26 protein-coding genes are annotated in these 24,439 nt (G+C 63.4%); 15 read left to right on the top strand and 11 right to left on the bottom strand.

Annotated features, from left to right (window positions below):
* Window positions 1-2: 2 nt before the first annotated feature.
* From AB5Y81_RS13280 to AB5Y81_RS13270, 3 genes are read right to left on the bottom strand one after another with little or no spacing between them, the layout of a single operon-like run.
* The gene (locus AB5Y81_RS13280; RefSeq protein ID WP_011704190.1) at window positions 3-1,259 is read right to left on the bottom strand and encodes a PTS ascorbate transporter subunit IIC; all 1,257 of its coding nucleotides are present in this window, start codon (window positions 1,257-1,259) and stop codon (window positions 3-5) included.
* Between the two features lie 60 nt (window positions 1,260-1,319).
* On the bottom strand, window positions 1,320-1,607 hold the full coding sequence (locus AB5Y81_RS13275) for a PTS sugar transporter subunit IIB (protein ID WP_026142047.1): 288 nt from the start codon (window positions 1,605-1,607) through the stop codon (window positions 1,320-1,322).
* A 32-nt stretch (window positions 1,608-1,639) separates the two neighbouring features.
* Window positions 1,640-2,083: a PTS sugar transporter subunit IIA gene (locus AB5Y81_RS13270; protein WP_279485045.1), complete on the bottom strand. Its 444-nt coding sequence runs from the start codon at window positions 2,081-2,083 to the stop codon at window positions 1,640-1,642.
* A gap of 252 nt (window positions 2,084-2,335) precedes the next feature.
* Between AB5Y81_RS13270 and AB5Y81_RS13265 the strand changes: the two genes are divergently transcribed.
* The 4 genes from AB5Y81_RS13265 (at window position 2,336) to AB5Y81_RS13250 (ending at window position 5,036) form a co-directional block, all read left to right on the top strand.
* Complete coding sequence (locus AB5Y81_RS13265) at window positions 2,336-3,358, top strand: LacI family DNA-binding transcriptional regulator (RefSeq protein WP_017766511.1); 1,023 nt, start codon at window positions 2,336-2,338, stop codon at window positions 3,356-3,358.
* Between the two features lie 29 nt (window positions 3,359-3,387).
* A complete protein-coding gene (locus tag AB5Y81_RS13260) occupies window positions 3,388-4,368 on the top strand; it encodes an MDR family oxidoreductase (protein WP_024943260.1) in 981 nt (326 codons plus the stop codon).
* 74 nt (window positions 4,369-4,442) lie between these two features.
* A complete protein-coding gene (locus tag AB5Y81_RS13255) occupies window positions 4,443-4,565 on the top strand; it encodes a hypothetical protein (protein WP_005307545.1) in 123 nt (40 codons plus the stop codon).
* A 135-nt stretch (window positions 4,566-4,700) separates the two neighbouring features.
* Entirely contained in the window at window positions 4,701-5,036 is a 336-nt protein-coding gene (locus AB5Y81_RS13250) for a DUF2799 domain-containing protein (RefSeq protein WP_026141475.1), read from the top strand.
* Between the two features lie 4 nt (window positions 5,037-5,040).
* Here AB5Y81_RS13250 and AB5Y81_RS13245 read toward each other — a convergent pair whose 3' ends face one another.
* Together AB5Y81_RS13245 and AB5Y81_RS13240 are read right to left on the bottom strand one after the other, a co-directional pair.
* Window positions 5,041-5,211 carry a hypothetical protein gene (locus AB5Y81_RS13245; protein ID WP_005307551.1) on the bottom strand — a complete coding sequence of 57 codons (171 nt, stop codon included), beginning with the start codon at window positions 5,209-5,211 and terminating at the stop codon, window positions 5,041-5,043.
* Window positions 5,212-5,316: 105 nt separating this feature from the next.
* On the bottom strand, window positions 5,317-5,751 hold the full coding sequence (locus AB5Y81_RS13240) for a flagellar basal body-associated FliL family protein (RefSeq protein WP_042049789.1): 435 nt from the start codon (window positions 5,749-5,751) through the stop codon (window positions 5,317-5,319).
* A 145-nt stretch (window positions 5,752-5,896) separates the two neighbouring features.
* Between AB5Y81_RS13240 and AB5Y81_RS13235 the strand changes: the two genes are divergently transcribed.
* Both AB5Y81_RS13235 and ubiA read left to right on the top strand, forming a co-directional pair.
* On the top strand, window positions 5,897-6,433 hold the full coding sequence (locus AB5Y81_RS13235; protein ID WP_005307556.1) for a chorismate lyase: 537 nt from the start codon (window positions 5,897-5,899) through the stop codon (window positions 6,431-6,433).
* Entirely contained in the window at window positions 6,430-7,293 is an 864-nt protein-coding gene (gene ubiA / locus AB5Y81_RS13230) for a 4-hydroxybenzoate octaprenyltransferase (RefSeq protein WP_017780823.1), read from the top strand. The genes AB5Y81_RS13235 and ubiA overlap by 4 nt, the downstream gene beginning before the upstream one ends.
* A gap of 61 nt (window positions 7,294-7,354) precedes the next feature.
* Here the strand turns inward: ubiA and plsB are convergent, their stop codons facing one another.
* Window positions 7,355-9,778, bottom strand: a complete 2,424-nt coding sequence (gene plsB / locus AB5Y81_RS13225; RefSeq protein WP_279485044.1) for a glycerol-3-phosphate 1-O-acyltransferase PlsB — start codon at window positions 9,776-9,778, stop codon at window positions 7,355-7,357.
* A gap of 204 nt (window positions 9,779-9,982) precedes the next feature.
* Between plsB and lexA the strand changes: the two genes are divergently transcribed.
* The 4 genes from lexA (at window position 9,983) to dinF (ending at window position 13,588) form a co-directional block, all read left to right on the top strand.
* A complete protein-coding gene (gene lexA, locus AB5Y81_RS13220) occupies window positions 9,983-10,606 on the top strand; it encodes a transcriptional repressor LexA (protein ID WP_005307564.1) in 624 nt (207 codons plus the stop codon).
* A 446-nt stretch (window positions 10,607-11,052) separates the two neighbouring features.
* Window positions 11,053-11,340: a hypothetical protein gene (locus AB5Y81_RS13215; protein WP_005307567.1), complete on the top strand. Its 288-nt coding sequence runs from the start codon at window positions 11,053-11,055 to the stop codon at window positions 11,338-11,340.
* Between the two features lie 210 nt (window positions 11,341-11,550).
* Window positions 11,551-12,177, top strand: a complete 627-nt coding sequence (locus AB5Y81_RS13210; protein WP_005307570.1) for an SCO family protein — start codon at window positions 11,551-11,553, stop codon at window positions 12,175-12,177.
* Window positions 12,167-13,588 carry an MATE family efflux transporter DinF gene (gene dinF, locus AB5Y81_RS13205; RefSeq protein WP_274438720.1) on the top strand — a complete coding sequence of 474 codons (1,422 nt, stop codon included), beginning with the start codon at window positions 12,167-12,169 and terminating at the stop codon, window positions 13,586-13,588. The genes AB5Y81_RS13210 and dinF overlap by 11 nt, the downstream gene beginning before the upstream one ends.
* 28 nt (window positions 13,589-13,616) lie before the next feature.
* On the opposite strand, the gene trmL is transcribed toward dinF, so the two are convergent.
* The 3 genes from trmL to AB5Y81_RS13190 all read right to left on the bottom strand — a co-directional run bounded on the left by trmL (window position 13,617) and on the right by AB5Y81_RS13190 (window position 16,203).
* Window positions 13,617-14,087, bottom strand: a complete 471-nt coding sequence (gene trmL, locus AB5Y81_RS13200) for a tRNA (uridine(34)/cytosine(34)/5-carboxymethylaminomethyluridine(34)-2'-O)-methyltransferase TrmL (protein ID WP_026141165.1) — start codon at window positions 14,085-14,087, stop codon at window positions 13,617-13,619.
* Window positions 14,088-14,155: 68 nt separating this feature from the next.
* Window positions 14,156-15,511 carry an ATP-binding protein gene (locus AB5Y81_RS13195; RefSeq protein WP_279485043.1) on the bottom strand — a complete coding sequence of 452 codons (1,356 nt, stop codon included), beginning with the start codon at window positions 15,509-15,511 and terminating at the stop codon, window positions 14,156-14,158.
* Window positions 15,508-16,203, bottom strand: coding sequence for a response regulator (locus AB5Y81_RS13190; RefSeq protein WP_010635506.1), 696 nt, complete (start codon window positions 16,201-16,203; stop codon window positions 15,508-15,510). Before AB5Y81_RS13190 ends, AB5Y81_RS13195 begins: the two co-directional genes overlap by 4 nt.
* Before the next feature lie 86 nt (window positions 16,204-16,289).
* Between AB5Y81_RS13190 and AB5Y81_RS13185 the strand changes: the two genes are divergently transcribed.
* The 4 genes from AB5Y81_RS13185 to AB5Y81_RS13170 all read left to right on the top strand — a co-directional run bounded on the left by AB5Y81_RS13185 (window position 16,290) and on the right by AB5Y81_RS13170 (window position 19,738).
* Complete coding sequence (locus AB5Y81_RS13185) at window positions 16,290-17,201, top strand: cation diffusion facilitator family transporter (RefSeq protein ID WP_010635505.1); 912 nt, start codon at window positions 16,290-16,292, stop codon at window positions 17,199-17,201.
* Between the two features lie 8 nt (window positions 17,202-17,209).
* Window positions 17,210-17,989 (top strand): serine O-acetyltransferase, encoded by a 780-nt coding sequence (gene cysE, locus AB5Y81_RS13180; RefSeq protein ID WP_005307587.1) that lies wholly within the window; start codon window positions 17,210-17,212, stop codon window positions 17,987-17,989.
* A 21-nt stretch (window positions 17,990-18,010) separates the two neighbouring features.
* Entirely contained in the window at window positions 18,011-19,291 is a 1,281-nt protein-coding gene (locus AB5Y81_RS13175) for a hypothetical protein (protein WP_268037820.1), read from the top strand.
* 237 nt (window positions 19,292-19,528) lie between these two features.
* Complete coding sequence (locus AB5Y81_RS13170) at window positions 19,529-19,738, top strand: cell division protein ZapB (protein WP_005307594.1); 210 nt, start codon at window positions 19,529-19,531, stop codon at window positions 19,736-19,738.
* 72 nt (window positions 19,739-19,810) lie between these two features.
* Here AB5Y81_RS13170 and elbB read toward each other — a convergent pair whose 3' ends face one another.
* Complete coding sequence (gene elbB / locus AB5Y81_RS13165; protein ID WP_025202425.1) at window positions 19,811-20,461, bottom strand: isoprenoid biosynthesis glyoxalase ElbB; 651 nt, start codon at window positions 20,459-20,461, stop codon at window positions 19,811-19,813.
* Window positions 20,462-20,861: 400 nt separating this feature from the next.
* Between elbB and polA the strand changes: the two genes are divergently transcribed.
* Window positions 20,862-23,612, top strand: a complete 2,751-nt coding sequence (polA, locus tag AB5Y81_RS13160; protein ID WP_279485042.1) for a DNA polymerase I — start codon at window positions 20,862-20,864, stop codon at window positions 23,610-23,612.
* 89 nt (window positions 23,613-23,701) lie between these two features.
* Here polA and AB5Y81_RS13155 read toward each other — a convergent pair whose 3' ends face one another.
* Window positions 23,702-24,241 (bottom strand): gamma carbonic anhydrase family protein, encoded by a 540-nt coding sequence (locus tag AB5Y81_RS13155; RefSeq protein ID WP_279485041.1) that lies wholly within the window; start codon window positions 24,239-24,241, stop codon window positions 23,702-23,704.
* Window positions 24,242-24,439 lie beyond the last annotated feature (198 nt).

Genomic DNA, 24,439 nt, shown 5'->3' with positions numbered 1-24,439 from the left:
GGTTAGCGCACGATCAGGCCGAGCAGTATGCCCACCACGCCGAAGTCGGCATCGCTGAAGGTGGTGTTGGCAAAGCCGAGATCCCCCAGCACCGGCAGCAGGAACACCGGCAGGAAGGTGATCAGCAGGCCGTTGGCGAAGGCCCCCAACAGGGCGCCGCGACGGCCGCCGGTGGCGTTGCCGAACACCCCGGCCGCCGCGCCGACGAAGAAGTGTGGCACGACGCCCGGAATGATGACGGTGAGCCCCAGCAGGTAGAGCAGCACCATGCCCACCAGCCCGGCGGCAAAGCTCGACAGGAAGCCGATCAGCACCGCATTGGGGGCGTAGGGGAAGACGATGGGGCAGTCCAGCGCCGGCTTGGCGTTGGGCACCAGCTTGTCGGAGATCCCCTTGAAGGCCGGCACGATTTCGGCGATGACCATCCGTACCCCCTGCAGGATCACGTAGACCCCGGCGGCGAAGGTGATGGACTGCATCAGGGAGAACATGAACCAGTGCTTGCCCTTGGCGACGCTGGCGACGAACTCGGGCCCGGCGAAGGCGGAGGTGATGAGGAAGATGATCCCCATGGTGAAGGAGATGGCCACCGGGGTATCGCGCAGGAACAGCAGGCTCTTGGGCACCTGCACCTCTTCGCTGCTGTGGGCCTTGTTGCCGAACTTGGCGCCGATCCAGCCGGCCAGCACGTAGGAGCAGGTGGAGAAGTGGCCGAGCGCCACGTCATCGGAGCCGGTGATCTGCTTCATGTAGGGGTGGGCGAGGGCCGGGAACAGCACCATGGTCACGCCGACCACCAGGCTGCCCACCGCGATGAGCGGGATGCCGCTCATGCCGCCGGCGGAGAGGATGGCCGCCACCATCATCGACATGAACAGGGTGTGGTGACCGGTCAGGAAGATGAACTTCCACGGGGTGAGCCGGGCGATCAGGATGTTCACCAGCATGGCGAAGAACATGATCATCGCCATCTCCTTGCCGAACGACTGCTGGGCGATGGAGACGATGGCCTCGTTGTTGGGCACCACCCCCTTGATGCCGAAGGCGTGCTGGAAGATGGTGGCGAAGTCGCCGAGGGAGTTCACCACCAGGGTGGCGCCGGCCCCCAGGATGACGAAGCCCATGATGGTCTTGACCGTGCCCTTGATGCACTCGGTCACCGGTTTCTTCTGGGCGATCAGGCCGATGAGGGCGATCAGGCCAACCAGCACGGCCGGCTCCGACAGCACGTCAAACATCAGAAAATTGAAAAATTCCATGGTCAGCTCCAAGCAGATGGAAGCGGCGGCTCACCGGCCGCCCAGACAGTCGCAACGGGGTTAGAGTGCGCCCAGCTCGCGCAGGGCGATGGCGAGTTTTTCTTTCATGGCGGCCTTGTCGACCATGTTGTCCAGCGATACCAGCCGGCCGTCGACCCCCATGCTGACCAGCTGTTCGGCGATGTCGCGGGTGGCGACAAAGATCTCGGCCCTCTCGCTGCCGGCGGAGGCGAGATCCCGGTGATCCACCTCGGCCGTCACGGCCAGCTCCTTGAGAATGCTCTTGATGCTCATCTCCATCATCAGGCTGGTGCCCAGGCCGTGTCCGCATACAACCAGAATCTTCATGTTCTCTTCCTCTGTCGGGCGCAGGGCGCCACTCAATAACGCGCCAGGATGCGCAGGATGTCGTCTTTGCTGGTGGCCGCCATGATGGCCGCCACGTCTTCTTCATTCATGAACAGCTCGGCCAGCTGGGCGATGGTCTCCACGTGGGAGTTGCTGTCGCTGGCGGCCAGGGTTACCAGCAGCCGGACCGGGTCGTTGCCCTCGAAGCCGAAGTTGACCCCCTCCTTCAGCACGATCAGCGCCAGTCCCAGCCGGTTGACGCCGTCTTCCGGGCGGGCGTGAGGCATGGCCAGGCCCGGGCCCAGCACGTAGTAGGGGCCGAGCTCCTCGTGGGAGCGGTAGAGCGCCGCCACATAGGAGGGCTCTATGGTGCCGTTGGCCAGCAGGGGGGCGGTGGCCAGCTCGATGGCGTGACGCCAGTCGCGGGCGCCCGCTTCGATGGAAATGACCTCCTCGGTCAGCAATTGGGTCAGCATGGCAGTGTCCGGGCTGGATAAGATGGCGCCAATCTAGCGATCTTGCCGGCTGATAACTGTGAGCCTGATCGCGAAAGTTAGCGCTACCAGATAGCGCTAACATCGATCTGTGATAGCGCTATCATTTCTCTCACAGAAGGGATTCATCCTGCCCCTTGTCGGCCTCAAAGGGGGTAAAATCCGGTTTGAGCAAATAGTCAGTGCCCCGCTTTTGCCTTAAAGTGAGTACCCGTATGCCGAGGAAGGGAAAGGATGTCAGAAGCGAAGAAACGCCGTAGCACGGGTCGGGTGACCCTCAACGATGTGGCCCAGCTGGCCGGCGTGGGGGCCATGACGGTGTCGCGCGCCCTGCGTACCCCCGAGCTGGTATCCGACAAGATGCGCGAGCGCATCGAGGCGGCGGTGGATGAACTCGGCTATATCCCCAACCGGGCGGCGGGGGCGCTGGCATCCGCCACCTCCCAGACCATAGTGGTGATCGTGCCCAGCCTGACCGACTGCGGCTGCGGCGAGGTGATCGCCGGGCTGCAGCAGAGCCTGCGCCGGGAGGGTTACCAGATCATGCTGGGGGATGCCCAGCACCTGAAACAGCAGGAAGAGAGCCTGCTGACCAGCTTTCTGCAGCACAATCCGGCGGCCGTGGTACTGTTTGGCAGCGATCCCGGCGAGACCATCCGCCAGCGGCTGAAGGCGGCTCGCCTGCCGGTGGTGGAGGTGGGGGCCATGGCCCGCAGCCCCATCGACATGAACGTCGGGGTCTCCAACTTCGATGCCGGCTATCAGCTGACCCGCCACCTCATCGAGCGCGGCTACCGCAATATCGGTTTTCTCTGCGCCCGCCAGGAGCAGTGGATGCTGCAGCAGCGCATGCAGGGCTGGCAGAAGGCGCTGCTGGACAACTACCTCTCCCCCGACGCCATCATCAACACCTCGGAGCGACCCAGCTTCAGCACCGGGGCGGCCATGCTGGGGGAGTTTCTGCTGCGCTGGCCCGAGCTGGATGCGCTGGTCTGCGTCAACGACGAGCTGGCGGCCGGGGTACTGTTCGAATGCCAGCGTCGCCACCTGAACGTGCCGGGCAAGCTCGCCATCGCCGGTTTCGACGATCTGGACGTGGCGCGCGCCTGCTACCCGGCCCTCACCTCGGTTCGCATCCCCTATCAGCGGATGGGGCAGGAGGCGGCCGATCTCATCTTGCGTCAGCTGGCCGGTGAACCCGTCATGGGCTCGGCGCTGACCCTCGACTTCCAGCTGCAGAAGCGGCAAAGCAGCTGATCCTTTTCACACTCATCAAAGAGGCAACCATGTTCAAGGCTCTGTTACTGGAAAACCAAGAAGGCAAGACGGTACCGACCCTCACCCGGCTGGGTGAGAGCCAGCTGCCGGAAGGAGAAGTGCGGGTGGCGGTGAGTTACAGCTCCATCAACTACAAAGACGGGCTGGCCATCACCGGCAAGGGCAAGATAGTGCGCCAGTGGCCGCTGGTGCCCGGCATCGACTTCGCCGGTACCGTGCTCGAGTCTGCCGACGAGCGTTATCAGCCGGGCGACAAGGTAGTGTTGACCGGCTGGGGTGTGGGGGAAGGGCACTGGGGCGGCATGGCCGAACAGGCGCGGGTCAAGGCCGACTGGCTGGTGCCGCTGCCGGCCGGGCTGGATGAGCGCCAGGCCATGTGCATCGGCACCGCCGGCCTGACCGCCATGCTCTGCGTGCTGGCGCTGGAAGAGGCGGGAGTGACCCCGCACAGCGGCGAGATCCTGGTGACTGGCGCCGCTGGCGGGGTGGGCTCCACCGCGGTCGCACTGCTGGCCGCGCTGGGTTATCAGGTGGCGGCGCTGACCGGTCGTCCCGAGGAGCAGGGCGAGATGCTGACCGCGCTCGGTGCCAGCCGCATCGTGCCGCGCAGCGAGCTGCTGGAGCCTGCCAAGCCGCTCGAGAAGCAGCTGTGGGCCGGGGCGATCGACAGTGTCGGCAGTCAGGTGCTGGCCAAGCTGCTGGCCCAGATGAACTACGGCGGCGCTGTGGCGGCCTGCGGCCTGGCGGGCGGCTTCGATCTGCCCACCAGCGTGATGCCTTTCATCCTGCGCAACGTGCGGTTGCAAGGGGTCGACTCGGTGATGTGCCCGCTGGCACGTCGCCAGCTGGCCTGGCAGCGACTGGCCCGGGATCTGCCCGCCAGCTTCTTCGCGCAGGCGGTGACCGAGATTGGACTGGAGCAGGTGGTGGAGGCCGCCGAGGCCATCACCCAGGGCAAGATTGCTGGCCGCACCCTGGTCAAACTTTGAACTCCCGCTGACTGGCGAGCCCCATTTTTCTGGATAGACTTTGAGTGCGGGTGCACTATCCAAGGAGAATGAGCATGGGTGGACACAAGCCGGATTACGACCTCGACGACGAGTGGGAGCCGGAATCCTGGGAGGACGAGCTGGATGAATGGGAAGACGAGAGCTGGCAGGACGATGACCCTCTCGACGACCAGTAATCCGCGTATTGAATACACAGGCGGGCCTCGGGCCCGCCTGTTTTTTTGGGCGGCTCACAGGAATGGGGGCGGGCACTTGGAGGCCGGCGGCGGGCTGGCTAGAATGAACTGCCCAAACGACACTCAAGGATGACTATGCGACTCTCGGTGATAGTGTTTGCCGCCCTGCTTGGGGGCTGTTCCTCCCATTCGGATGATCCGTGCGAGAAGGTGTGGAGCGAGGTGGGGGAGGCGGATGGCAAGCTGGGCCTGACCGCCGAGCGGGTCGAGTTCCATCAGGCCCAGTGCGGCGAGAAGGTGGATGCCGAGCTGTGGAAACAGGGACACCAGAAAGGGCTGGCCTGGTACTGCCGACCGGAACATCTCTATCTGGCGGGCCGTTCCGGTGAGGAGTACCGCGGGGTCTGCCCCAACGACGTCCAGGCACGCCGACTGTTCGAGCAGGGGCGCCAGGGCTGGACCGATCAATAGCCGGTCAGGCTTCTTTCTCTTTCAACCGCAGCGGCTGACACAGATAGCTCTTGTCGTTGGCGCTGCGGGCACACTTGCCGCAGACGAACTTGGGTTTGCGCACGATTTTGCGCAGGGTCTTGAGATCGGCCGGGATCTCGCTGCGACGCCATTCACACAGGGTCTTGTTGCCCATTCCGACTACCTCGACAACTCAGTGGGCCCTAGTGTAATCAATTTTCATTTCTAAAACAGCGAGCGGGCCCGGATGATCGCATGGCCCGCTCGTGATGACGGGACATTACTGATAGAGGAATTTGGTGAAGATGAGCTCGCGTATCGCCTTCTTGCCGCTCTCTTTCACCAGCAGCTCGTTGGCCCGGGTCTCGCACTCCTTGCGCAGGTCTTCACGGCTGACCAGGGACTTGATCTGATCGGCGGTCTTGCTGCCCATCAGGCGGATGATGGCGTCGCGGATCAGGGGGTCATGCTGCTCCAGCAGCTTGAGGTCGGCCTCGTTCTCGGCCATCAGCTCCACCGTCACCCGGACGTAGCCGAGGGTTTTACCGTCGCTCAGGTAGTTGGTGATGATGTCGGGATCCAGCAGGTGGTAGAGGAATCCCGGCTTGGCCGCCGCCGCTTCTCCTTCTGCGGGTGCTTCCCCCCCTTCGGAGGCGTAGGTCTGGAGTGCACCGCAGCTCAGCAACAACACCAGCAGAAATTTGAATAGCTTCATATGGATGGCTCATCAGCAAGAGATACCCCATTTTTGATGTTGCCATCGGGGCCGTCAAGCACGGATGTTCTTACAATTCTCGATTGATTTACGGATAATAAACCGGATTTTAACCTGATAACGGAAATCTCCGGATGGTGAAGCTGTGAAGTCCGAGTTGACTGTTCCCCTTGTCCGGCTGGAGCCCTGGCGGACTCCCGCGCAGTGCGAGCCGCCCGAGGCCTTGCTGCCCTGGTTGCTGGAGGCGGACTCCATGACCCGGCGCCTGCGCCGCCATAATCACCACTTTTCGGTGCAACTGCTCGGCAACCGCAGCGTCCCCCTCGATGCCGACGAGCAGCAGCTGGTGGCCGCCGATCATCCGGCTGGCCTGTGCCGCGAGGTGATCCTGCACGGTGATCGTGGGCCGGCCCTGCTGGGCTGGACCCTGTTCGCCGAGGCTGCCTTGCCGGACAGCGGCTTGCGCGAGCTGGGCGAGCAGCCTCTGGGTGAGCGTATCTTCGGTGACGAGCCTGCCCGGCGCGATCACCTGCAACTGGCCTGTTTCGAGATTGCGAGCAATCCCTGGTGTCCGGCCGGCATCGTGTGGGGACGCCGTTCCCGTCTGTTTCTGGGGCAATGGCCACTGCTGGTCCATGAACTCTTCTTGCCCTCTCTGTCATGCAACAAGGAGCTGGAGTGAATCTGTTAACCAAGGAGCGGGGACTGGCCTACGTGCAGTTGGCTCGCATCGACAAGCCCATCGGTACCCTGCTGCTGCTGTGGCCGACCCTGTGGGCGCTCTGGCTGGCGGCCGATGGCCTGCCGGATCTCTGGACCCTGCTGGTGTTCGTGGTGGGGGTGTTTCTGATGCGCTCCGCCGGTTGCGTCATCAATGACTATGCGGATCGCAACTTCGATGGTCACGTGAAGCGTACCGCCGGCCGGCCGCTGCCCATGGGCAAGGTCAAGCCGCGGGAGGTGCTGGCGCTGTTCGCCGTGCTGGCGCTCATCTCGTTCGCCCTGGTGCTGACCATGAACCCGCTCACCATAGGCCTGTCGTTTGCGGCCCTGCTGCTGGCGGTCTGCTACCCCTTTATGAAGCGCTACATCCAGATCCCCCAGCTGGTGCTCGGCATGGCCTTCTCCTGGTCCATTCCCATGGCCTACGCGGCCCAGGCCAACGCCCTGCCGGCCGTGGCCTGGCTGGTGTTTCTCGCCAACCTGCTGTGGACCATCGCCTACGACACCGAGTACGCCATGGTGGACCGGGACGACGACCTCAAGCTCGGTCTCAAGTCGAGTGCCATCCTGTTCGGCCGCCACGACAAGCGGATCATCGGCGCGCTTCAGCTGCTGACCCTGCTGATCCTGCTGCTGGTGGGCCAGCTGAGCGAGCTGGGATCCAGCTACTACTGGTCGCTGCTGGCGGCGGCGGCGCTGTTCGTCTATCAGCAGCGGCTGATCCGGGAGCGGGCGCGGGAAGGATGCTTCCAGGCGTTCCTCAACAACAACTACGTGGGGGCGCTGATCTTCGCCGGGGTGGTGATCAGCTACCTGTGAACTCGTTTTCCCCAATGAAAAAGGCCGCGACATGCGGCCTTTTTCATTGGTGTGTACCTGCTCAGGTCCGGTTGCCCGCCTGAATGGTACGGCGGATCTTGGTGCTGAGCAGTGGCACTATGTTGTCGGCCAGCGCCTGGAAGCGGCCTAGATCCGGCTTGCAGCCCGGATCCAGATAGCCTTCGCTGCGCAGGGTGTGGATCAGGGTGCTGAACAGCTTCTGGTCGAAGAACTCGGGGGCGTTGATGCCGTGCAGGGTGCCGAGGCGCTCCGCCATCATCAGGCCGTCCGCTTCCAGCTGCTCCGCCTCGATACGGGGCTGGGCCAGCACCCGGGTCAGCACGATGGCGTAGCGCTGCAGGGTCTCCTGGATGCTCTCGGCCAGGAGCAACAGGCGGGTCTGGTTGACCGGATTGACCCAGAAGCCGCCGTCGCGGGCCTCGATCAGCTGCTGGCGCTGCAGTTCGGCCAGCAGGGCATCGATCAGCTCTGGCAGCTCATCCTCTTCGTAGCGCAGGAACAGCTCGGTCTTGAGCAGCGGGTAGATGTCGATGCAGCGGGCGACGATCTCGCTGCGGGAGATCCCCTCGCAACGCTCGATCAGGGCCGCCACCAGCGAGGGCATGGCGAACAGGTGCAGTATGTTGTTGCGGTAGTAGGTCAGCAGGATCGCCTGATAGCGGTCCAGGCTGATGATCTGCCCCAGCTTGTCCTCGCTCACCTCGAACTTGTTGAGCTCCATCGCCTGATCCAGCAGGGTCTTGGCATCCTCGGCCGGCATGGTGCTGTGCGGGCTGTAGGGCACCTGCTTGAGCAGGTCCAGATAGGTGTTGAGCTGGGCCTGCAGTTCGTCGCGGGTGAGGGCATGGCGTTCGGCGGCCAGCAGCGCCAGCGCGCTCAGGGTCAGGCCGTTGACGGCGGCGGCGCCGTTGATACGGGTCATCAGCAGCTCGGCCAGCTGGTTGACGGTGCCCGCCATCCACTCGGGGCGCTCCTCCTCGCCGATGTGCTCCTTCCAGGTCGGCACGTGTTCGTTGAGGTAGCTGTTGAGGGTCAGCGGCTCGCCGAAGTTGACGAAGCCGCGGCCGTAGTTGCGCAGCTTGCGCAGGATGCCGAGCACCTGCAGGAAGCTCTCCTTCTCCTTGCGGCTGCCCTTGAGCTCGTTGTGGTAGGTGTTCACCTCCATCACGTGCTCATAACCCAGGTAGACGGGGACGAAGGTGAGCGGCCGATCCAGTCCGCGCATCATGGCCTGCAGGGTCATCGCCAGCATGCCGGTCTTGGGTGGCAGCAGGCGACCGGTACGGGAACGACCGCCCTCGGTGAAGAACTCCACCGAATAACCCTTGGCAAACAGCAGGTTCAGGTATTCCCGGAATACCGTGCTGTAGAGCGGGTTGCCCTTGAAGGTGCGGCGGATGAAGAAGGCACCGCCGTGGCGGAAGATGGGGCCCGCCGGCCAGAAGTTGAGGTTGATGCCGGCCGCGATGTGGGGCGGCACCATGCCTTGGTGATAAATGACGTAGGAGAGCAGCAGGTAGTCCATGTGGCTGCGATGGCAAGGCACATAGACGATCTCGTGACCCTCCTGGGCCAGCTGGCGCACCTTTTCGGCGCCGTTGACCGACAGGCCGCGATAGAGCTTGTTCCACAGCCAGCCGAGGAAGCTCTCGCCGAGCCGGATCAACCGGTAGGAGAAGTTGGAGGCGATCTCGTCCATGTAGCCATGAGCCCGTTTCTGGGCTTTATCGAGGCTGATCCCCTCGCGCTGGGCCTCCTCCTCGATGGCCTGCTGGATCACGCCAGAGTCGAGCAGCTGCTTGAACAGCAGGTTGCGGTTGGGCAGCTTGGGCCCGGTGGCGGCCAGCTGCTGGCGGCTGAAGTGGGTGCGGGCCACCCGCGCCAGTTTGTGGGCGATGGCCTCGTCGGTGCCGTGCTTGTCCGCCATGTAGCGCAGGGAGAGCGGCGGAGAGAAGCGCACCAGGTTCTCGCGCCCTTTCAGGATCACGATCAGCGCCTTCTTGAGGCGGTTCGGCGCTAGGCTGCTGATGATGTTCCAGCCGGAGGCCTCCTCGCCTTCCCGACCCGGGGCACGGCCCCAGAACAGGGTGACGGGCACCACCTGGATGTCCAGTGCCGGATCCTGCTTGTGCAAATCCAGCAACTGGTGGAACTCCTGCAGGAAGGGGAGCGGCTTGCTGCGCTTGCCGAACAGGGGAGGCGGACGATCCAGACAGACATAGCGCGGCAGCAGCTGGCCGTTCAGCTCCAGCGGCGTGAAGGTGCCGGGCAGACCGAGATCCTCGCAGCACTGCTGCAGGGTCATCAGATCGGTGATCGAGCTGGTCTTCAGGGCATAGACGATGGGTCTGGCCGGATCCAGCTTGAGTTCCGTGATGGGGTTTTCCGGCAGGCTCTTGTGATTGACCAAGCCGCTGACCGGCCATTGCAAGATGGCTCTGGAAATCTTCTGTCCAAGGGACATGTGCGTCTGCTCTCCAAAAAAATGCGGCGTGAGCATAGCAAATCACCGACTGCTTGTCGCCGAGAGGTACGATGAGTCGGCTGCGCGGGATCAAAACCATGGCAAATGAACAGAGGGCCGCGACAAATGTCAGCTGCGGCTTGCCTTGGCCACTGCACTGTATATACTGCCAGTGTGCTGTATAAAAAGACAGGTGCCCATGCTATGAAACCCCTTACTCCCCGCCAGGCCGAAGTGCTGGAGTTGATCAAGGCGAACATGAACGAGACCGGCATGCCGCCGACTCGCGCCGAGATTGCCCAGAAGCTTGGTTTCAAGTCGGCCAACGCGGCCGAGGAACATCTGAAGGCCCTGGCCAAAAAGGGGGTCATCGAGATCATGCCGGGCACGTCCCGCGGCATCCGCCTGCTACTCGAAGAGGAAGAGCAGCTGGAAGAGAGCGGTCTGCCGCTGATCGGCAAGGTGGCTGCCGGCGAGCCCATCCTGGCTCAGGAACACATCGAGAGCCACTACCAGGTGGATCCCGCCCTGTTCCACCCGCGGGCAGACTTCCTGCTGCGGGTGCAGGGCATGAGCATGAAGAACATCGGCATTCTGGATGGCGACCTGCTGGCGGTGCACAAGACCCAGGAGGTACGCAACGGTCAGGTGGTGGTGGCGCGGCTCGACGAAGATGTCACCGTCAAACGCTTCCAGCGCAAGGGCAGCCAGGTGTGGCTGCTGCCGGAGAACGAAGAGCTCTCCCCCATCGAGGTGGATCTCGCCAGCCAGCATCTCACCATAGAAGGGCTGGCGGTCGGTGTCATTCGCAACGCCGACTGGATGTAATCCGTGCCAACAGGGCCTCCCATGGGAGGCCCTGTTGTTTCTGCGCTCCTTTCCCCGTGATTTCAATCAGATCCTGATACCCGGCACTTTTGTCTGCGGGCGCTCGCCGCAGGCGATTCATTTCAGATATATCATTTGGTAAGGCTGGCTCACTGGCGTGAGCCGCCCCCCGATGCTCGGCAAGACGCGCAGCTTCGCGTCGCTGGTGGCAGGAACCCCGAGGGCAGCAGGGAATAACAAGCGCTTCGCGCCCGGTGCAGGCAGCATGTGTGCCTCGTCCGGGGGCAGAGGCGTCAGCGGGATAGAAGGGAGAGTGGCCAGCAGGGCGCCGGCAGTCGGCACAACAGCGGCACACTCGTGCAGTCGACACGCGGCAGTCATCGGGTCGCCCCTTGCGGTGGTGGACGGTGCCGGTCGACGTGACCTGTTGATCAAGGAGGACAGGTATGGCTTCAAGCTCGCCATGGGATCCGGGTCTGGCATCGCCCGTTTCTTCCATCACCCGTTTCATCAAGGGTAACCGGATGACCCGTTTCTACGCGCTCTGGGTACACCACAAGGGCGCCTGCTGGACCATCTGGCTGGGGTGCCCGAAGGACAAGATTGTCCGCCTGGTGCGCCTGTTTCACAGCCACCACGAGCAGGGGTTGGCCGATGATCTCTGGACCGCCCCTGTCATCCCGCTGCGCGCCTCGAGCCGCCGCCTGCACGAGCGGCGCCGACAACAACCTTGACCCGTTGCAACAGCCCCACCTCCCGGTGGGGCTGTCGTTTTGGGCGATCCGGCGTCGCTTTGCAGACCCTGGCGTCATCTTCTGACCAAAGTTGGCCAGCGAACGGGCAACCGTGACAAGGGAGTGACCGGCCCGGTGCTCACTGGGTTACAATAGCCCTTTCATTCTGGCCCGGCTGGCGGGCATGTCGACGTAAAGGGTTTGTTTTTTATGGTGAAACCACGTTACCCCTTGCTGTTTCTGCTGCTGGTCGGGGGCATGATGGGCGGTTTTTACTGGAGCCAGCCCTCCCTGCCCGAGCACGCCGACTACTATCCGGCGGGGCGGGACATCAATCCGTTTGCCTTCACCGATCAGGATGGCCAGCCCTTCGTGCCGGCCAGCCTGACCGGCCACTGGACCTTCCTGTTCGTCGGCTACACCTTCTGCCCCGATATTTGCCCGACCACCCTGGCGGATCTGCGTTCCGTCTATCCCGAGCTGAAAAAAATAGCTCCGAGCAGCCAGGTGGTGTTCATCTCGGCTGATCCCCAGCGGGACGACGTGGCCCGCCTCAAGACCTATACCGCCTTCTTCAACCCGGAGTTCAAGGCGGCAACCGGCCCTCACGACAAGCTGTTTCCCTTCGTGCGCAATCTGGGGCTCATCTACTCCATCGCCGATCAGGGGGAGAAGGATTACCTGATCGACCACTCCGCCTCCATCGTGCTGATCAATCCGGCCGGCAAACTGGAAGCCGTGTTTCGCCCCCGTCTGAGCGAGGACGGGGTGCCCAGGGTGGTGATGGCGAGCATGGTGTCGGACTTTGCCAGGATAGTGCGGCTGGATGGCGAATAGTGATGAGCAACGGACGTCCTCCGGCATGTTGACCCCCGCCTGGTGGCGAGACGGGCGCCGCCATCGCGCCGTGTTTGCCCTCGCCCTGCCCATGGTCTTCTCCAATGTCACCACTCCGCTGCTGGGGCTGGTGGACACCTGGGTGATCGGTCATCTCGGCCAGGCCTGGTTCCTCGGCGGCGTGTCGGTCGGCGCCACCCTCATCAACCTGCTGTTCTGGCTGCTCGGCTTTCTGCGGATGTCCACCACCGGCCTGACCGCCCAGGCCCATGGCGCCAGCAGCCCGGCCGGCCAGCTCGATACCCTGGCCAGGGCGCTGGGGCTTGCCATCGCACTGGGGCTGGCGTTGTTGCTGCTGTTGCTGCCGTTGCTCCCCACCCTCATCGCCCTCAGCGGTGGCTCCGCCGAGGTGCAGCACTATGCCGCCGAGTACGTCTCGGTACGGATCTGGAGCGCCCCGGCGGCGCTCTGCAACCTGGTGATCATGGGCTGGTTGCTGGGCATGCAGGATGCGCGCAGCCCCATGCTGCTGCTGATCTTCACCAATCTGGTCAACATGGGGCTCGATGCCTGGTTCGTGCTGGGGCTGGGCTGGCAGGTGAAGGGGGTGGCTGGCGCTTCGCTGCTGGCGGACTACAGCGCGCTCGGGTTGGGACTCTGGCTGGTGAGCCGGCACCTGCGCCGGCTGGCGCCGACGGCGTGGCAGGGGGCCTGGCAGCGCTGGCGCCAGTGGCCCGCGTTGCTGCGACTGCTGGCCCTGAACCGGGACATCTTCATCCGCTCCCTCTGCCTGCAGCTCTGTTTCGCCTTCATGACCCTGCAGGGGGCCAGGTTGGGAGACGTGGCGGTGGCCGCCAATGCGGTGCTGCTCAACTTTTTGATGCTCATCTCCTACGGGCTGGACGGCTTCGCCTATGCGGTGGAGGCCATGGTGGGCCGCGCCATCGGACGGCGGGATCGGCAGGGACTGCGGGAGGCCATCGGCCTCAACCTCGGCTGGGCGCTGCTGATTGCGCTGGGCTTCAGCCTGCTGTTTGCGCTGGGGGGCAGCCGGCTGATTGGGTACATCACGGATCTGCCGGCGGTGATCGCCGCGGCCAATGCGCAGCTGCCCTGGCTCATCGCCATGCCGCTGCTGGCGGTCTGGTGTTTCCTGCTGGACGGGGTCTTCATCGGGGCGACCCGGGCCCGGGAGATGCGCAACAGCATGCTGGTGGCGGCCCTCGGCGGCTTTTTCCCGGTCTGGTGGCTCTGTCAGGGCTGGGGCGTGGCGGCCTTGTGGGCCGCGATGGCGGCCCTGATGGCGGGGCGGGGACTGACGTTGGGCTGGCTCTGCTGGCAGCTGGAGCGCGATGGTCGGCTGCTCCACTCACCCCATGGGGCGGGGGAGGCGCCGCAGGCCTCCTCCTGAGCCCGCTATCTAGCCAGGCTGATCCGGCTCAGACCTGCAGCGAGCCGGGGTAGCCCAGCTGGCGCCAGCTTTCGTAGACGAATACCGCCACCGCGTTGGAGAGATTCATGCTGCGGCTCTGGGGCAGCATGGGGATGCGCAGCCGCTGCTCGAACGGCAGGCTCTCGATGATCTCGATGGGCAGGCCGCGGCTCTCGGGTCCGAACAACAGGGCATCCCCGGCGGCAAACTGCACTGCCGAATGGGCGGTGCGCCCCTTGGTGGTGCAGGCAAATACCCGTGTCGGCGCTACCGCCGCCAGGAAGGCCTCGAAGTTTGGCCAGCGCTTCACCTCGGCGAACTCGTGATAGTCGAGCCCCGCCCGCTTCACCCGTTTGTCATCCCACTCGAACCCCAGCGGCTCTATCAGGTGCAGCCGATAGCCGGTGTTGGCGCAGAGGCGGATGATGTTGCCGGTGTTGGGCGGAATTTCCGGTTGGTAGAGCACGATGTCGAGCATGACGGCGTCCTGATGGGGCGAAAAGGGCGCCAGCATACCCAGCGCCCGGGCGGATGAAAAGGGCCTGCTCAGCCGATGGGCAGGCGGATGGTGATGGTCAGCCCGGCCGGGTGGTTGCTGCTGGCGCGGATGGTGCCGCCGTGGCGCAGGATGGCCTCCGCGGCGATGGCCAGCCCCAGTCCGGTGCCGCCGGTCTTGGCGTTGCGGGCATCATCCACCCGAAAGAAGGGCAGGAACAGCTGCGGCTGCTGCTCCACCGGTACGCCTGGGCCGTCGTCGCGGATGGTCATCACCCACTCCCGCCCCTCCCGGTACCAGTCCACCTTGATGAACTCGCGGGCATATTTGAGCGCGTTGCGCAGCGGGTTTTCCAGCGCCCGGGCCAGCAGATCGGGCCACATCCGCAGGGAGTCGGTGGGCAGCGGCGGCAGCCGGAGCTGCTTGCCGCTCTGGTTTGCCTCGAACATGGCGTCGTCCAGGATGGGTTCCAGCAGATCGGCCAGCGGCATCACCACCGGCGCCTCCACATGTTGTTGCACCCGCGACAGATCGAGCAGGTCGCCGATCAGCTTGTCGAGCCGGCCTATCTCCGATTCGATCCGGGCCAGCTCGTTGCTGTCCCCCTGCTTGCGGCGGATCAGCGCCTGCGCCAGCTGGATGCGGGTGAGCGGGCTGCGCAGCTCGTGGGAGATGTCGGAGAGCAGCTGTTTCTGCTTCTGGATCATGTTCTTGAGGGTATCGACCATGTGGCTGACGTGATCCGCCAGCTGGCCTATCTCGTCCCGCCGCCCCAGGTTGGGGATCTGCGCCTCCAGGTTGCCCTCCGCCAGCCGGGAGACCGATTGCTGCAGCTGCAGGATGGGGCGGGTCAGCCGCCAGGCCAGCAGCAGGCAGAGCGGGGTGCTGACCAGCATGGCGATGCCGAGGATCTGGATCGGATGATCCAGGATCTGGATGAACAGGAACAGATAGGAGTTCTCGACGTTGAGGCCGAAGTAGACGTGGTAGATCTGGCCGCGATGCTTCATCTGGAAGGGGCCGGCGATGGCTCGCTTGTGCTCGCTGCCCAGCATGGGCTTGGCCGGGTTGTCCGAATCGAGCATGAAACGGACCACGAACTTGCTCAGGCGGGTGCTGGACTGCATCTGCCCCTTGGCATCGCGCAGGTAGATGTTGTCCACCGGCAGCAGGCCGGCGGCGTCGATGGCCTGGGCCAGATCGAAATCCTGAGTGGGATCCGCCCCCTTCTGCAGCGCCTTCAGATTGTTGTTGAGGCGGGCGATCTCGTGGGCCGGCAGCGGGATGATGTTGCGGGGATCCAGGGTCGGCAGGATCACCACGGCGGCCACCACCAGCAACAGCATGAACCAGAACCAGAGGAAGATCTGGGTGGAGAGACCGTTGAAGGTGCGGGCCGTTCTCATGCCTGTTCCAGCCACAGGTAGCCACGGCCGCGCACCGTCTTGAAGCGGGGCTGGCCGTCGGTGCGCTCAGGCAGCTTCTTGCGCAGGTTGCTCAGGTGCATGTCGATGGCGCGATCGAAGGGTTCCAGCTTCTTGCCCAGCACCAGCTCGGAAAGCTGGCTCTTGCTGACGATCTGGCCCGGGTTGCGCAACAGGCACTCCAGCAGGCCGAATTCGGTGGCGGTCAGCTCCAGCAGGTCGCCGTGGCAGCTGGCCTGCTGCAGGCCGGGCTGCAGCACCAGATCCATGAAGCGCACCTCGTCCGAACTGCCGCCGCGCTGGGGCTGGCTACCCTGGGTGCGGCGCAGGATGGCGCGCACCCGGGCCAGCAGTTCCCGATCATCGAACGGCTTGGCCAGATAGTCGTCGGCCCCGGCCTCCAGCCCGTTGACCCGATCCTGGCTGTCGCCGCGGGCGGTCAGCATCAGCACCGGGGTGTCGTGGGTCTTGCGCAGCCGGGTCAGCATGGCGAAGCCGTTGAGCTTGGGCATCATCACGTCCAGCAGGACCAGGTTGAAGTGCTGTTCGGCCAGCCGCTGCAACCCCTCTTCGCCATCCTCGGCGACGGTCACCTGGAAGCCTTCCAGGGTCAGAATTTCGGTGAGCAACTGGGTCAGCTCGAGATCGTCGTCGACCAGGAGTATTTTGTGCATCTGAAGTCATTCCGCTGATTTTTCGCGCCAGACTGGCGCAGGGGTCAGGGTATAATAGATTTTTAACCGCAAGAGGAAAGCCGGTTTTGAGCCATCAACAATATTCCCGCTGGGTGACGCTGGCCAGCATGGCCGCCGTCACCACCGCTACCCTGCTGATCACCGGCAAGCTGATCGCCTGGCTGATGACCGACTCCTCGAGCCTGCTGGCCTCCCTCACCGACTCTTTCATGGACGTGAGCGCCTCCATCATCAACCTGCTGGCCATTCGCTACGCCCTGTCACCGGCCGACGACGAGCATCGCTTCGGCCATGGCAAGGCGGAGTCGCTGGCCGGGCTGATCCAGTCAGCCTTCATCTCGGGCTCCGCGCTGCTGCTGGTGATGCACGGCATCTCCTCCCTGCTCAAACAGGCGCCGCTGGAGCGGCTCGAGGCGGGTCTGTGGGTCAGCGGCGGCTCCATCGTGCTGACCCTGCTGCTGGTCAGCTTCCAGAGTTTCGTCATCCGCAAGACCAACAGCGTGGCCATCAAGGCCGACATGCTGCACTACCGCTCCGATCTGCTGCTCAACGGTGGCGTGCTGCTGGCACTGGTGCTGGCGGGGCAGGGCTGGTACTGGGCCGACGGCCTGTTTGCCATCCTGATCGGGCTGTTCCTGCTGTGGGGGGCGTTGCACATCGGTTATGAATCGGTGCAGGCGCTGCTCGATCGTCAGTTGCCAGCCGAGGAACAAGCGAGAATAATGGCCCTCTGCTGTGCCGTCGAAGGTGTACACGGGGTGCATGATCTGCGCACCCGCCAGTCCGGTCCGACCCGCTTCGTGCAGTTGCATCTGGAACTGGACGATCAGCTCCCTCTGGTCAAGGCCCATCAGATTGCCGATGAAGCCGAACTGGCGGTTCGTCAGGCATTCGAGCGCATGGATGTCATCATCCACATGGACCCCATCTCCGTGGTGCACAAGGAACAGCAAGGCACTCCCTCAGAACAACAGTAGGCTGCAACATGGATGATCTGGTTGCCAGAACCTGGCAAAAAATTCAGCAAGAAGCGGCGAGCATGGCGACCGAAGAGCCCATGCTGGCCAGCTTCTTCCACTCCACCATTCTCAATCACAAGAACCTGCGTTCGGCCCTCAGCTTCCAGCTGGCCAACAAGCTCGACAGCGCCACCATGCCCGCCATCGCCCTGCGCGAGGTGATCGAGCTGGCCCTGCGCAGCGAGCCCGAGCTGCTGACCATGGTCGCCGCCGACATCTGCGCGGTGCAGGAGCGCGACCCGGCGGTCGACCTCTTCTCCACCCCGCTGCTCTACCTGAAGGGGTTCCACGCCCTGCAGGGCTATCGGGTCGCCAACTGGCTGTGGCGCCAGGGGCGTCGTTCGCTGGCGCTCTACCTGCAGAACCAGATCTCCGTGGTGTTCGGGGTGGACGTGCACCCGGCCGCCCGCATCGGCAAGGGCATCATGTTTGACCATGCCACCGGTATCGTGGTCGGCGAGACGGCGGTGATCGAGGACGATGTCTCCATCCTGCAGAGCGTCACTCTGGGCGGTACCGGCAAGGAGAGCGGCGATCGCCACCCCAAGATCCGGGAAGGGGTGATGATAGGGGCGGGTGCCAAGGTGCTCGGCAACATCGAAGTGGGCATGGGCGCCAAGATCGGCGCCGGCAGCGTGGTGATCAACCCGGTGCCGCCGCACACCACAGTGGCGGGCGTGCCCGCCAAGATCGTGGGCCGTCCGGAGTGCGAGAAGCCGTCGCTGGACATGGATCAGTGTCTCTGATCCCGTGACCGAGGCGAGTCGATGGCCAAGCGCTGGTCGGGTTATCTGATCCTGGGGATGTGGCTGCTCAACCTGCTGCACCTCTATCTGGGGTTCTCCCCCTGGCCGGCAGCCATCGCCGCCTGGGGAGCCTCCCTGCTCACCTGGCCCTGGCTGGTGGGGGCGGCGCGCCGTCAGGCGCTTGCCCTGTACGGGGCGGCACTGGCCCTGCTGATCTTCTCCTGCTGGCAAGGGGCCAGCCTCCAGCCGGCGGACTGGCTGCTGCCCAACATCAACATGCTCACCATGTTTGCGGCGGTGAGCACCCTCAATCTCGCCACCTCGGGCCTCTTGACCGGCACCACCTCATGGCAAGGGCGCAAGGGGTTGTGGAGCACCATGGCCAGCCTCAACCTGCTGGGGGCCGTCATCAACCTCTCGGTGCTCTTCATCATCGGCGATCGGCTGGAACGGGGCGGCACCCTGGAGCGGCGTCAGGTACTGGTGCTGAGCCGGATCTTCTGTGCCGCGGCCTTCTGGTCCCCCTTCTTCGTCGCCATGGCGGTGGCGCTCACCTACGCCCCCGGTCTGCAGCTGTCGCAGATCCTGCCGTTCGGGCTGGTGGCGACCCTGCTGGCGATGGGGTTGACCGCCTGGCAGGTGGAGCGGCTGGGGGTGGCGGATTTTGCCGGCTACCCGCTGCGGCTGCAGACCCTGGGGCTGCCGGTCGCCCTGGCCGGGCTGGTGCTGCTGATCAAGCAGATCTGGCCGGATCTCGGCATCCTGGCGGTGATCGCCCTGGTGGCGCCGCTGCTGGCGTTTGCCTTTATGCCGAGCACGGGGCGAGGGCCTGCCCTCAAGCGGCAGGTGGTGGAGCGCTTCCCCGCCATCGGCGGTCAGATAGTGTTGTTTCTGGGGGCCGGTCTGCTGGCTGCCGGCATCAACAGCGCGCTGTCGGTGCTCGAGCTGGGCGGCGGCCACGGCTTGCCCTTCTTCCATCACTTCGGCTGGCTGGAGGCCTCGCTCACCCTGCTGCTGATCCTGCTGGTGGCCATCGTCGGAGTACACCCGCTCATCAGCATCTCCGGGCTGGCGCCGCTGCTGTGGCCGCTGGCGCCGGATCCCAGCCTGCTTGGCATGACCTTTTTGCTGGGGTGGGGGCTGGCCACCGGCACCAGCCCGCTCTCCGGTTCTAACCTGGCGCTGGCCTCCCGTTACAACCTGAGTGCCGGGGCCATTTTGCGCGGCAACCTGCTCTACGGCCTGCTGATGTACGGGGTTGCCTGTCTGCTGCTGGGGGCCTATATCGCCCTGCACAACTGAGGAGTCCGGTTGATGTGAATAGAGGAGCAGATCGGGCGCAATGGCGGCTTGTGCGGGCCCTGCCGTGGCCCCGGCGCAGGATACGAGAAAAATAGACGCATATTTAGTCAATACATCCATGGAAGGCGCATTTTACAGCGCACCGGCTTGTTTGTGCCGATGCCATCAGGGTATGCTGGCTTCACGCGCTTGAATCGCCCTCTGTGGGGCATCGCAATTGAACATACAGGTATGCATATGTCACTAGAAGTCCTTGAGCAACTCGAATCCAAAGTACAATCCGCCGTCGACAACATCTCCCTGCTGAAGATGGAGCTGGATGAGCTGAAAGAGCAGAACAGCAAGCTGCAAGACGAGAACCATCAGCTGCGCAACGAGCACGTTGCCTGGCAAGAGCGTCTGCGTGCCCTGTTGGGCAAGATGGATCAGATGGGCGAAAGCATCTAATCCGTCGCTATACGCGAGAATTGAAAACGGGCCGCTCCATGAGCGGCCCGTTTGTTTGGGTCAATCTGGCAGTCAGAGCGCCAGCAGCTGCTTGACGGTCTTCTCGATGCCGTCCGCGGCCTCCACTATATTGCTGGCCAGCATATAGGCGGGGGTGGAGATCACCTTGCGCTCCTGATCCACCACGAACTCGTTGACCGGGCAGTTGAGATGGCTGCCCCCCATCGCCTCGATGGCGTTGGCGGTGCCCTCGTCATGGCCTATGGTAGCCAAGGTGCCGGCGCCGTAGATGAGCGGGATCATGGCTGGTGCGATGCAGATGTAGGCCGCCGGCTTGTTGGCCTTGGCAAAGCTCTGGCACGCCTTCAACACGTCCGGCTGGATTTGGCACTCGGCTCCCTTGATGGCGAAGTCGCACAGGTTCTTGGCGGCGCCGAAGCCGCCCGGCACCAGCAGGGCATCGTAGTCGGCTGCATCCAGCTCGGCCACGTCCTTGATCTGGCCGCGGCAGATGCGGGCTGCTTCGACCAGCACGTTGCGGCTTTCCCCCTCGCTGACCTCGCCGGTCAGGTGGTTGATGACATGCAACTGCGCGACGTTCGGGGCGAAGCATTGAACCGTTGCTCCCTGACGGGCCAGTGCCAGCAGACTGATCACGGCCTCGTGGATTTCGGCCCCGTCAAAGACGCCACAGCCACTCAAGATCACGGCCACTTTTTTCATGACAGACTCCTCGTTGTTGAAAATGTGAGCCAGGATGGATTGTTGTACTTTTGTATGGTTATCGTTCGTCCTCCGCTGGTCAAGTCATCTTGCTGTGCTAGGATTGTTTCGTTTCGGATCCTGCCGCGTTTACTCCCTTAAATCTTTTTCCACATTGATCGAGATCATTTCAACGGTCTGGCGATCGGTTTTAATGATCTCAAATCATTGTTATATATGCATTTTTCATTTTTTATCCACAGTGGTTTCACTGAGCTTCATCAGTCACTCCATTTTTGAGCACAGAGTTATCCACAGCGTGGCAGTCGATGAGGCTCCCTCGGCCGGGTCGCCCCCCCTCTTGGTGTGAGGGGGGCCCTGTGGCATCCTAGCGGCTGTTTATCTCTGGCAGGACGATTTCATGGCCCCTAGCAATCCCCTTATTCTGGTCGACGGCTCCTCTTATCTTTACCGCGCCTTCTTTGCCTCTCAGCAGGCCGATCTGCGCACCTCGACCGGTTTGCCGAGCGGCGCCGTCCGTGTCATGGCCAACATGATGCGCAGCCTGCGCAAGCAGTACCCCGACTGCCACGTGGCCGTGGTGTTCGATGCCAAGGGCAAGACCTTCCGCGACGACATCTATCCCGAATACAAGGCCAACCGGGCCAGCATGCCGGACGATCTGCGCAGCCAGGTCGCCCCCATCCACCAGATGATCAAGGCGATGGGTTTCCCCTTCCTGATGGTGGAGGGAGTGGAGGCGGACGATGTGATCGGCACCCTGGCCCGTCAGGCGACCGAGAAACAGCTGCCGGTGCTGATCAGCACCGGCGACAAGGACATGGCCCAGCTGGTCTCCGACCATGTCACCCTGATCGACACCATGAAGGACGTGAAGACCGATCGGGAAGGGGTGATCGAGAAGTTCGGCGTACCGCCAGAGCTCATCATCGACTACCTGGCTCTGATGGGAGACAAGGTGGACAACATCCCCGGCATGACCGGCGTCGGCGAGAAGACCGCGCTGGCCCTGCTGCAGGGGATCGGTAGCATCGACGAGATCGCCGCCAACCTCGACAAGGTGGCGGCGCTGGGCTTTCGCGGCTCCAAGGCGTTCGCCGACAAGTTCCGCGAGCAGGAGGAGCAGGTGCGCCTCTCCTATGTGCTGGCCACCATCAAGACCGACGTTGAGCTGGAGCAGAGCCTGGAAGAGCTGGAGCTTGGCCCCATCGACAAGGAGGCCCTGCTGGCGGTCTATCGCGAGTATGAGCTGCGCAACCTGATCAAAGAGCTGGAGTCCGGTGGCGAGGAGAGCGGCGCCGAGGGAGATGAGGAAGGCGCCGCCCCGGCTGCCGCCATCGAAACCGACTACCGCTGCATTCTGGACGAGGCCGAATTTGATGAGTGGCTGGCACGCCTGCAGGCGGCACCGCTGTTTGCCTTCGACACCGAGACCACCAGTCTCGACTATATGGAAGCGCGCGTCGTTGGCGTCTCCTTTGCCATCGAACCGGGCAAGGCGGCCTATGTGCCCTTCGGCCACGACTATCTGGGGGCGCCGGTACAGCTGACCGAGGCCGTGGTACTCGGCAAGCTCAAGCCGCTGCTGGAAGATCCTGCCCGCCTCAAGGTGGGGCAGAACCTCAAGTACGATCGCAACGTGCTGCTCAACCACGGCATCGAGCTGCAGGGCATCGCCTACGACACCATGCTCGAGTCCTATGTGCTCAACTCCACTGCCAGCCGCCACGACATGGATTCGCTGGCCCGCAGGTATCTGAATGCCGAGACCATCTCGTTCGAAGACATCGCCGGCAAGGGGGTGAAGCAGCTCACCTTCAACCAGATTGAACTGGAGCAGGCGGCCCCTTACGCGGCGGAAGATGCCGACATCACCCTGCGTCTGCATCAGGCGCTGTGGGGCAAGCTCTCTGCGGAGCCGGGTCTCGCCAAGGTGTTCAGCGAGATCGAACTGCCGCTGCTGCCGGTGCTGGCGCGGATGGAGCGACTCGGTACCACCATCGAGCCCAAGCTGCTGCATCAGCAGAGCCAGGAGATCGAAGTGCGGCTGGCAGAGCTGGAGAAGCAGGCTCACGAGCTGGCCGGGCAGGAGTTCAACCTCTCCTCACCCAAGCAGCTGGGGGAGATCCTCTTCACCAAGCTGGGACTGCCGATCATCAAAAAGACCCCCAAGGGAGCGCCATCCACAGCGGAAGAGGTGCTGGCGGAGCTGGCGGAGACCTATGAGCTGCCGCAACTGCTGATGGAGCACCGTGGGCTTGCCAAGCTCAAGTCTACCTACACCGACAAGCTGCCGCTGATGATCAAGCCGCAGACCGGGCGGGTGCACACCTCCTATCATCAGGCGGTGGCGGCGACCGGTCGACTGTCGTCAACCGATCCCAACCTGCAGAACATCCCGGTGCGCAACGAACAGGGGCGCCGTATTCGGCAGGCCTTCATTCCGTGCGCCGGTTACAAGCTGGTGGCGGCGGATTACTCCCAGATCGAGCTACGGATCATGGCGCACCTCTCCGGTGACAAGGGGTTGCTGACCGCCTTCGCCGAGGGTAAGGACATCCACAAGGCGACCGCTGCCGAGGTATTCGGGGTTGAACTGGATGCGGTGACCAGCGACATGCGTCGCAGCGCCAAGGCGATCAACTTCGGCCTCATCTACGGTATGAGCGCCTTCGGTCTGGCCAAGCAGCTGGGGATCGGCCGTGCCGAGGCGCAGAAGTACATGGATCTCTACTTCGAGCGCTACCCGGGCGTGCTGGAGTACATGGAGCGCACCCGCCAGCAGGCGGATGCCCAGGGCTATGTCGAGACTCTGTTCGGTCGCCGTCTCTATCTGCCGGACATCAAGTCGCGCAACGCCGGTCTGCGCAAGGCCGCGGAACGGGCCGCCATCAACGCCCCCATGCAGGGTACGGCCGCCGACATCATCAAGCGCGCCATGATCAACGTGGATGGCTGGATCCGGGGCATTGAAGACGAGTCGATCCGCATGCTGATGCAGGTGCACGATGAACTGGTGTTCGAGATCCGCGAAGAGAAGCTGGAGGAGTACATCGCCATCATCAAGGAGAAGATGTCAGCCGCCGCCGAGCTGCATGTGCCGCTGGTGGTCGAAGCGGGCACCGGTGACAACTGGGATCAGGCCCACTGATCGCTGGCAGTCGTCATCGACACCTATATAGCTATATAAAAAGCGAAGCCCGGCCTCATGCCGGGCTTCCTGTTTGTGACTATCTGGATTCAGACCTCTTGCAGGTATTCGTCCTTGAGCAGGACATAGTTGTCGGCCGAGGTCTTGAGGAAGGCGATCTCGGCCGGCTTGAGAGGGCGCGCCTGCTTGATGGGATTACCCATATAAAGAAAGCCGGCCTCGAGTCGCTTGCCCGGTGGCACCAGACTGCCGGCACCGATCATCACATCATCTTCGACCACGGCCCCGTCCAGCAGGATGGCACCCATGCCGACCAGCACCCGGTTGCCAATGGTGCAGCCATGCAGCATCGCCTTGTGGCCGACCGTGACATCTTCCCCGATCAACAACGGATAGCCGCCGGGGTTGCTGGCACTCTTGCGGGTCAGGTGCAGCACTGTGCCGTCCTGAATGTTGCTGCGGGCACCGATGCGGATGTGGTTGACGTCCCCTCTGGCGGTCACCATGGGCCAGATGCTGGCATCGTCGCCCAGTTCGATATCGCCCACCAGGGTGGCGCAGGGGTCCACATATACCCGTTTGCCCAGTTGCGGGCGTTTTCCCTTGTAGGGTCTCAGTCGCAAGTCCATCTTGGCCTCCTTGTTTTCAGCCATACTAGCAATTCGGTGCTGGTTTCTGTGGATAAGTTTGTATAAAAGCTGTGTTTGGATATGAATAACTAAAAAAGTGCAGTTTTTTGCAATTTTATTGCAGGGGAGGGGTTGCCAGAACGAATTCACTCCCTATAATGCGCCTCCATCGACACGGCAAGCGGCAACGCAAGCAGC

It is taken from the genome of Aeromonas sp. s2 (assembly GCF_040907935.1).
Taxonomy (GTDB): Bacteria; Pseudomonadota; Gammaproteobacteria; order Enterobacterales; family Aeromonadaceae; genus Aeromonas; species Aeromonas dhakensis.
The sequence above is the reverse complement of the archived record's forward strand: the minus strand, read 5'-3'. Positions and strand labels throughout refer to the sequence as shown.

Bases quoted from the DNA above. Each gene is read 5' to 3' on its own strand.
- AB5Y81_RS13280 (WP_011704190.1), bottom strand. From the start codon at position 1,259: ATGGAATTTTTCAATTTTCTGATGTTTGACGTGCTGTCGGAGCCGGCC.
- AB5Y81_RS13275 (WP_026142047.1), bottom strand. From the start codon at position 1,607: ATGAAGATTCTGGTTGTATGCGGACACGGCCTGGGCACCAGCCTGATG.
- AB5Y81_RS13270 (WP_279485045.1), bottom strand. From the start codon at position 2,083: ATGCTGACCCAATTGCTGACCGAGGAGGTCATTTCCATCGAAGCGGGC.
- AB5Y81_RS13265 (WP_017766511.1), top strand. From the start codon at position 2,336: ATGTCAGAAGCGAAGAAACGCCGTAGCACGGGTCGGGTGACCCTCAAC.
- AB5Y81_RS13260 (WP_024943260.1), top strand. From the start codon at position 3,388: ATGTTCAAGGCTCTGTTACTGGAAAACCAAGAAGGCAAGACGGTACCG.
- AB5Y81_RS13255 (WP_005307545.1), top strand. From the start codon at position 4,443: ATGGGTGGACACAAGCCGGATTACGACCTCGACGACGAGTGGGAGCCG.
- AB5Y81_RS13250 (WP_026141475.1), top strand. From the start codon at position 4,701: ATGCGACTCTCGGTGATAGTGTTTGCCGCCCTGCTTGGGGGCTGTTCC.
- AB5Y81_RS13245 (WP_005307551.1), bottom strand. From the start codon at position 5,211: ATGGGCAACAAGACCCTGTGTGAATGGCGTCGCAGCGAGATCCCGGCC.
- AB5Y81_RS13240 (WP_042049789.1), bottom strand. From the start codon at position 5,751: ATGAAGCTATTCAAATTTCTGCTGGTGTTGTTGCTGAGCTGCGGTGCA.
- plsB (WP_279485044.1), bottom strand. From the start codon at position 9,778: ATGTCCCTTGGACAGAAGATTTCCAGAGCCATCTTGCAATGGCCGGTC.
- lexA (WP_005307564.1), top strand. From the start codon at position 9,983: ATGAAACCCCTTACTCCCCGCCAGGCCGAAGTGCTGGAGTTGATCAAG.
- AB5Y81_RS13215 (WP_005307567.1), top strand. From the start codon at position 11,053: ATGGCTTCAAGCTCGCCATGGGATCCGGGTCTGGCATCGCCCGTTTCT.
- AB5Y81_RS13210 (WP_005307570.1), top strand. From the start codon at position 11,551: ATGGTGAAACCACGTTACCCCTTGCTGTTTCTGCTGCTGGTCGGGGGC.
- dinF (WP_274438720.1), top strand. From the start codon at position 12,167: ATGGCGAATAGTGATGAGCAACGGACGTCCTCCGGCATGTTGACCCCC.
- trmL (WP_026141165.1), bottom strand. From the start codon at position 14,087: ATGCTCGACATCGTGCTCTACCAACCGGAAATTCCGCCCAACACCGGC.
- AB5Y81_RS13195 (WP_279485043.1), bottom strand. From the start codon at position 15,511: ATGAGAACGGCCCGCACCTTCAACGGTCTCTCCACCCAGATCTTCCTC.
- AB5Y81_RS13190 (WP_010635506.1), bottom strand. From the start codon at position 16,203: ATGCACAAAATACTCCTGGTCGACGACGATCTCGAGCTGACCCAGTTG.
- cysE (WP_005307587.1), top strand. From the start codon at position 17,210: ATGGATGATCTGGTTGCCAGAACCTGGCAAAAAATTCAGCAAGAAGCG.
- AB5Y81_RS13175 (WP_268037820.1), top strand. From the start codon at position 18,011: ATGGCCAAGCGCTGGTCGGGTTATCTGATCCTGGGGATGTGGCTGCTC.
- AB5Y81_RS13170 (WP_005307594.1), top strand. From the start codon at position 19,529: ATGTCACTAGAAGTCCTTGAGCAACTCGAATCCAAAGTACAATCCGCC.
- elbB (WP_025202425.1), bottom strand. From the start codon at position 20,461: ATGAAAAAAGTGGCCGTGATCTTGAGTGGCTGTGGCGTCTTTGACGGG.
- polA (WP_279485042.1), top strand. From the start codon at position 20,862: ATGGCCCCTAGCAATCCCCTTATTCTGGTCGACGGCTCCTCTTATCTT.
- AB5Y81_RS13155 (WP_279485041.1), bottom strand. From the start codon at position 24,241: ATGGACTTGCGACTGAGACCCTACAAGGGAAAACGCCCGCAACTGGGC.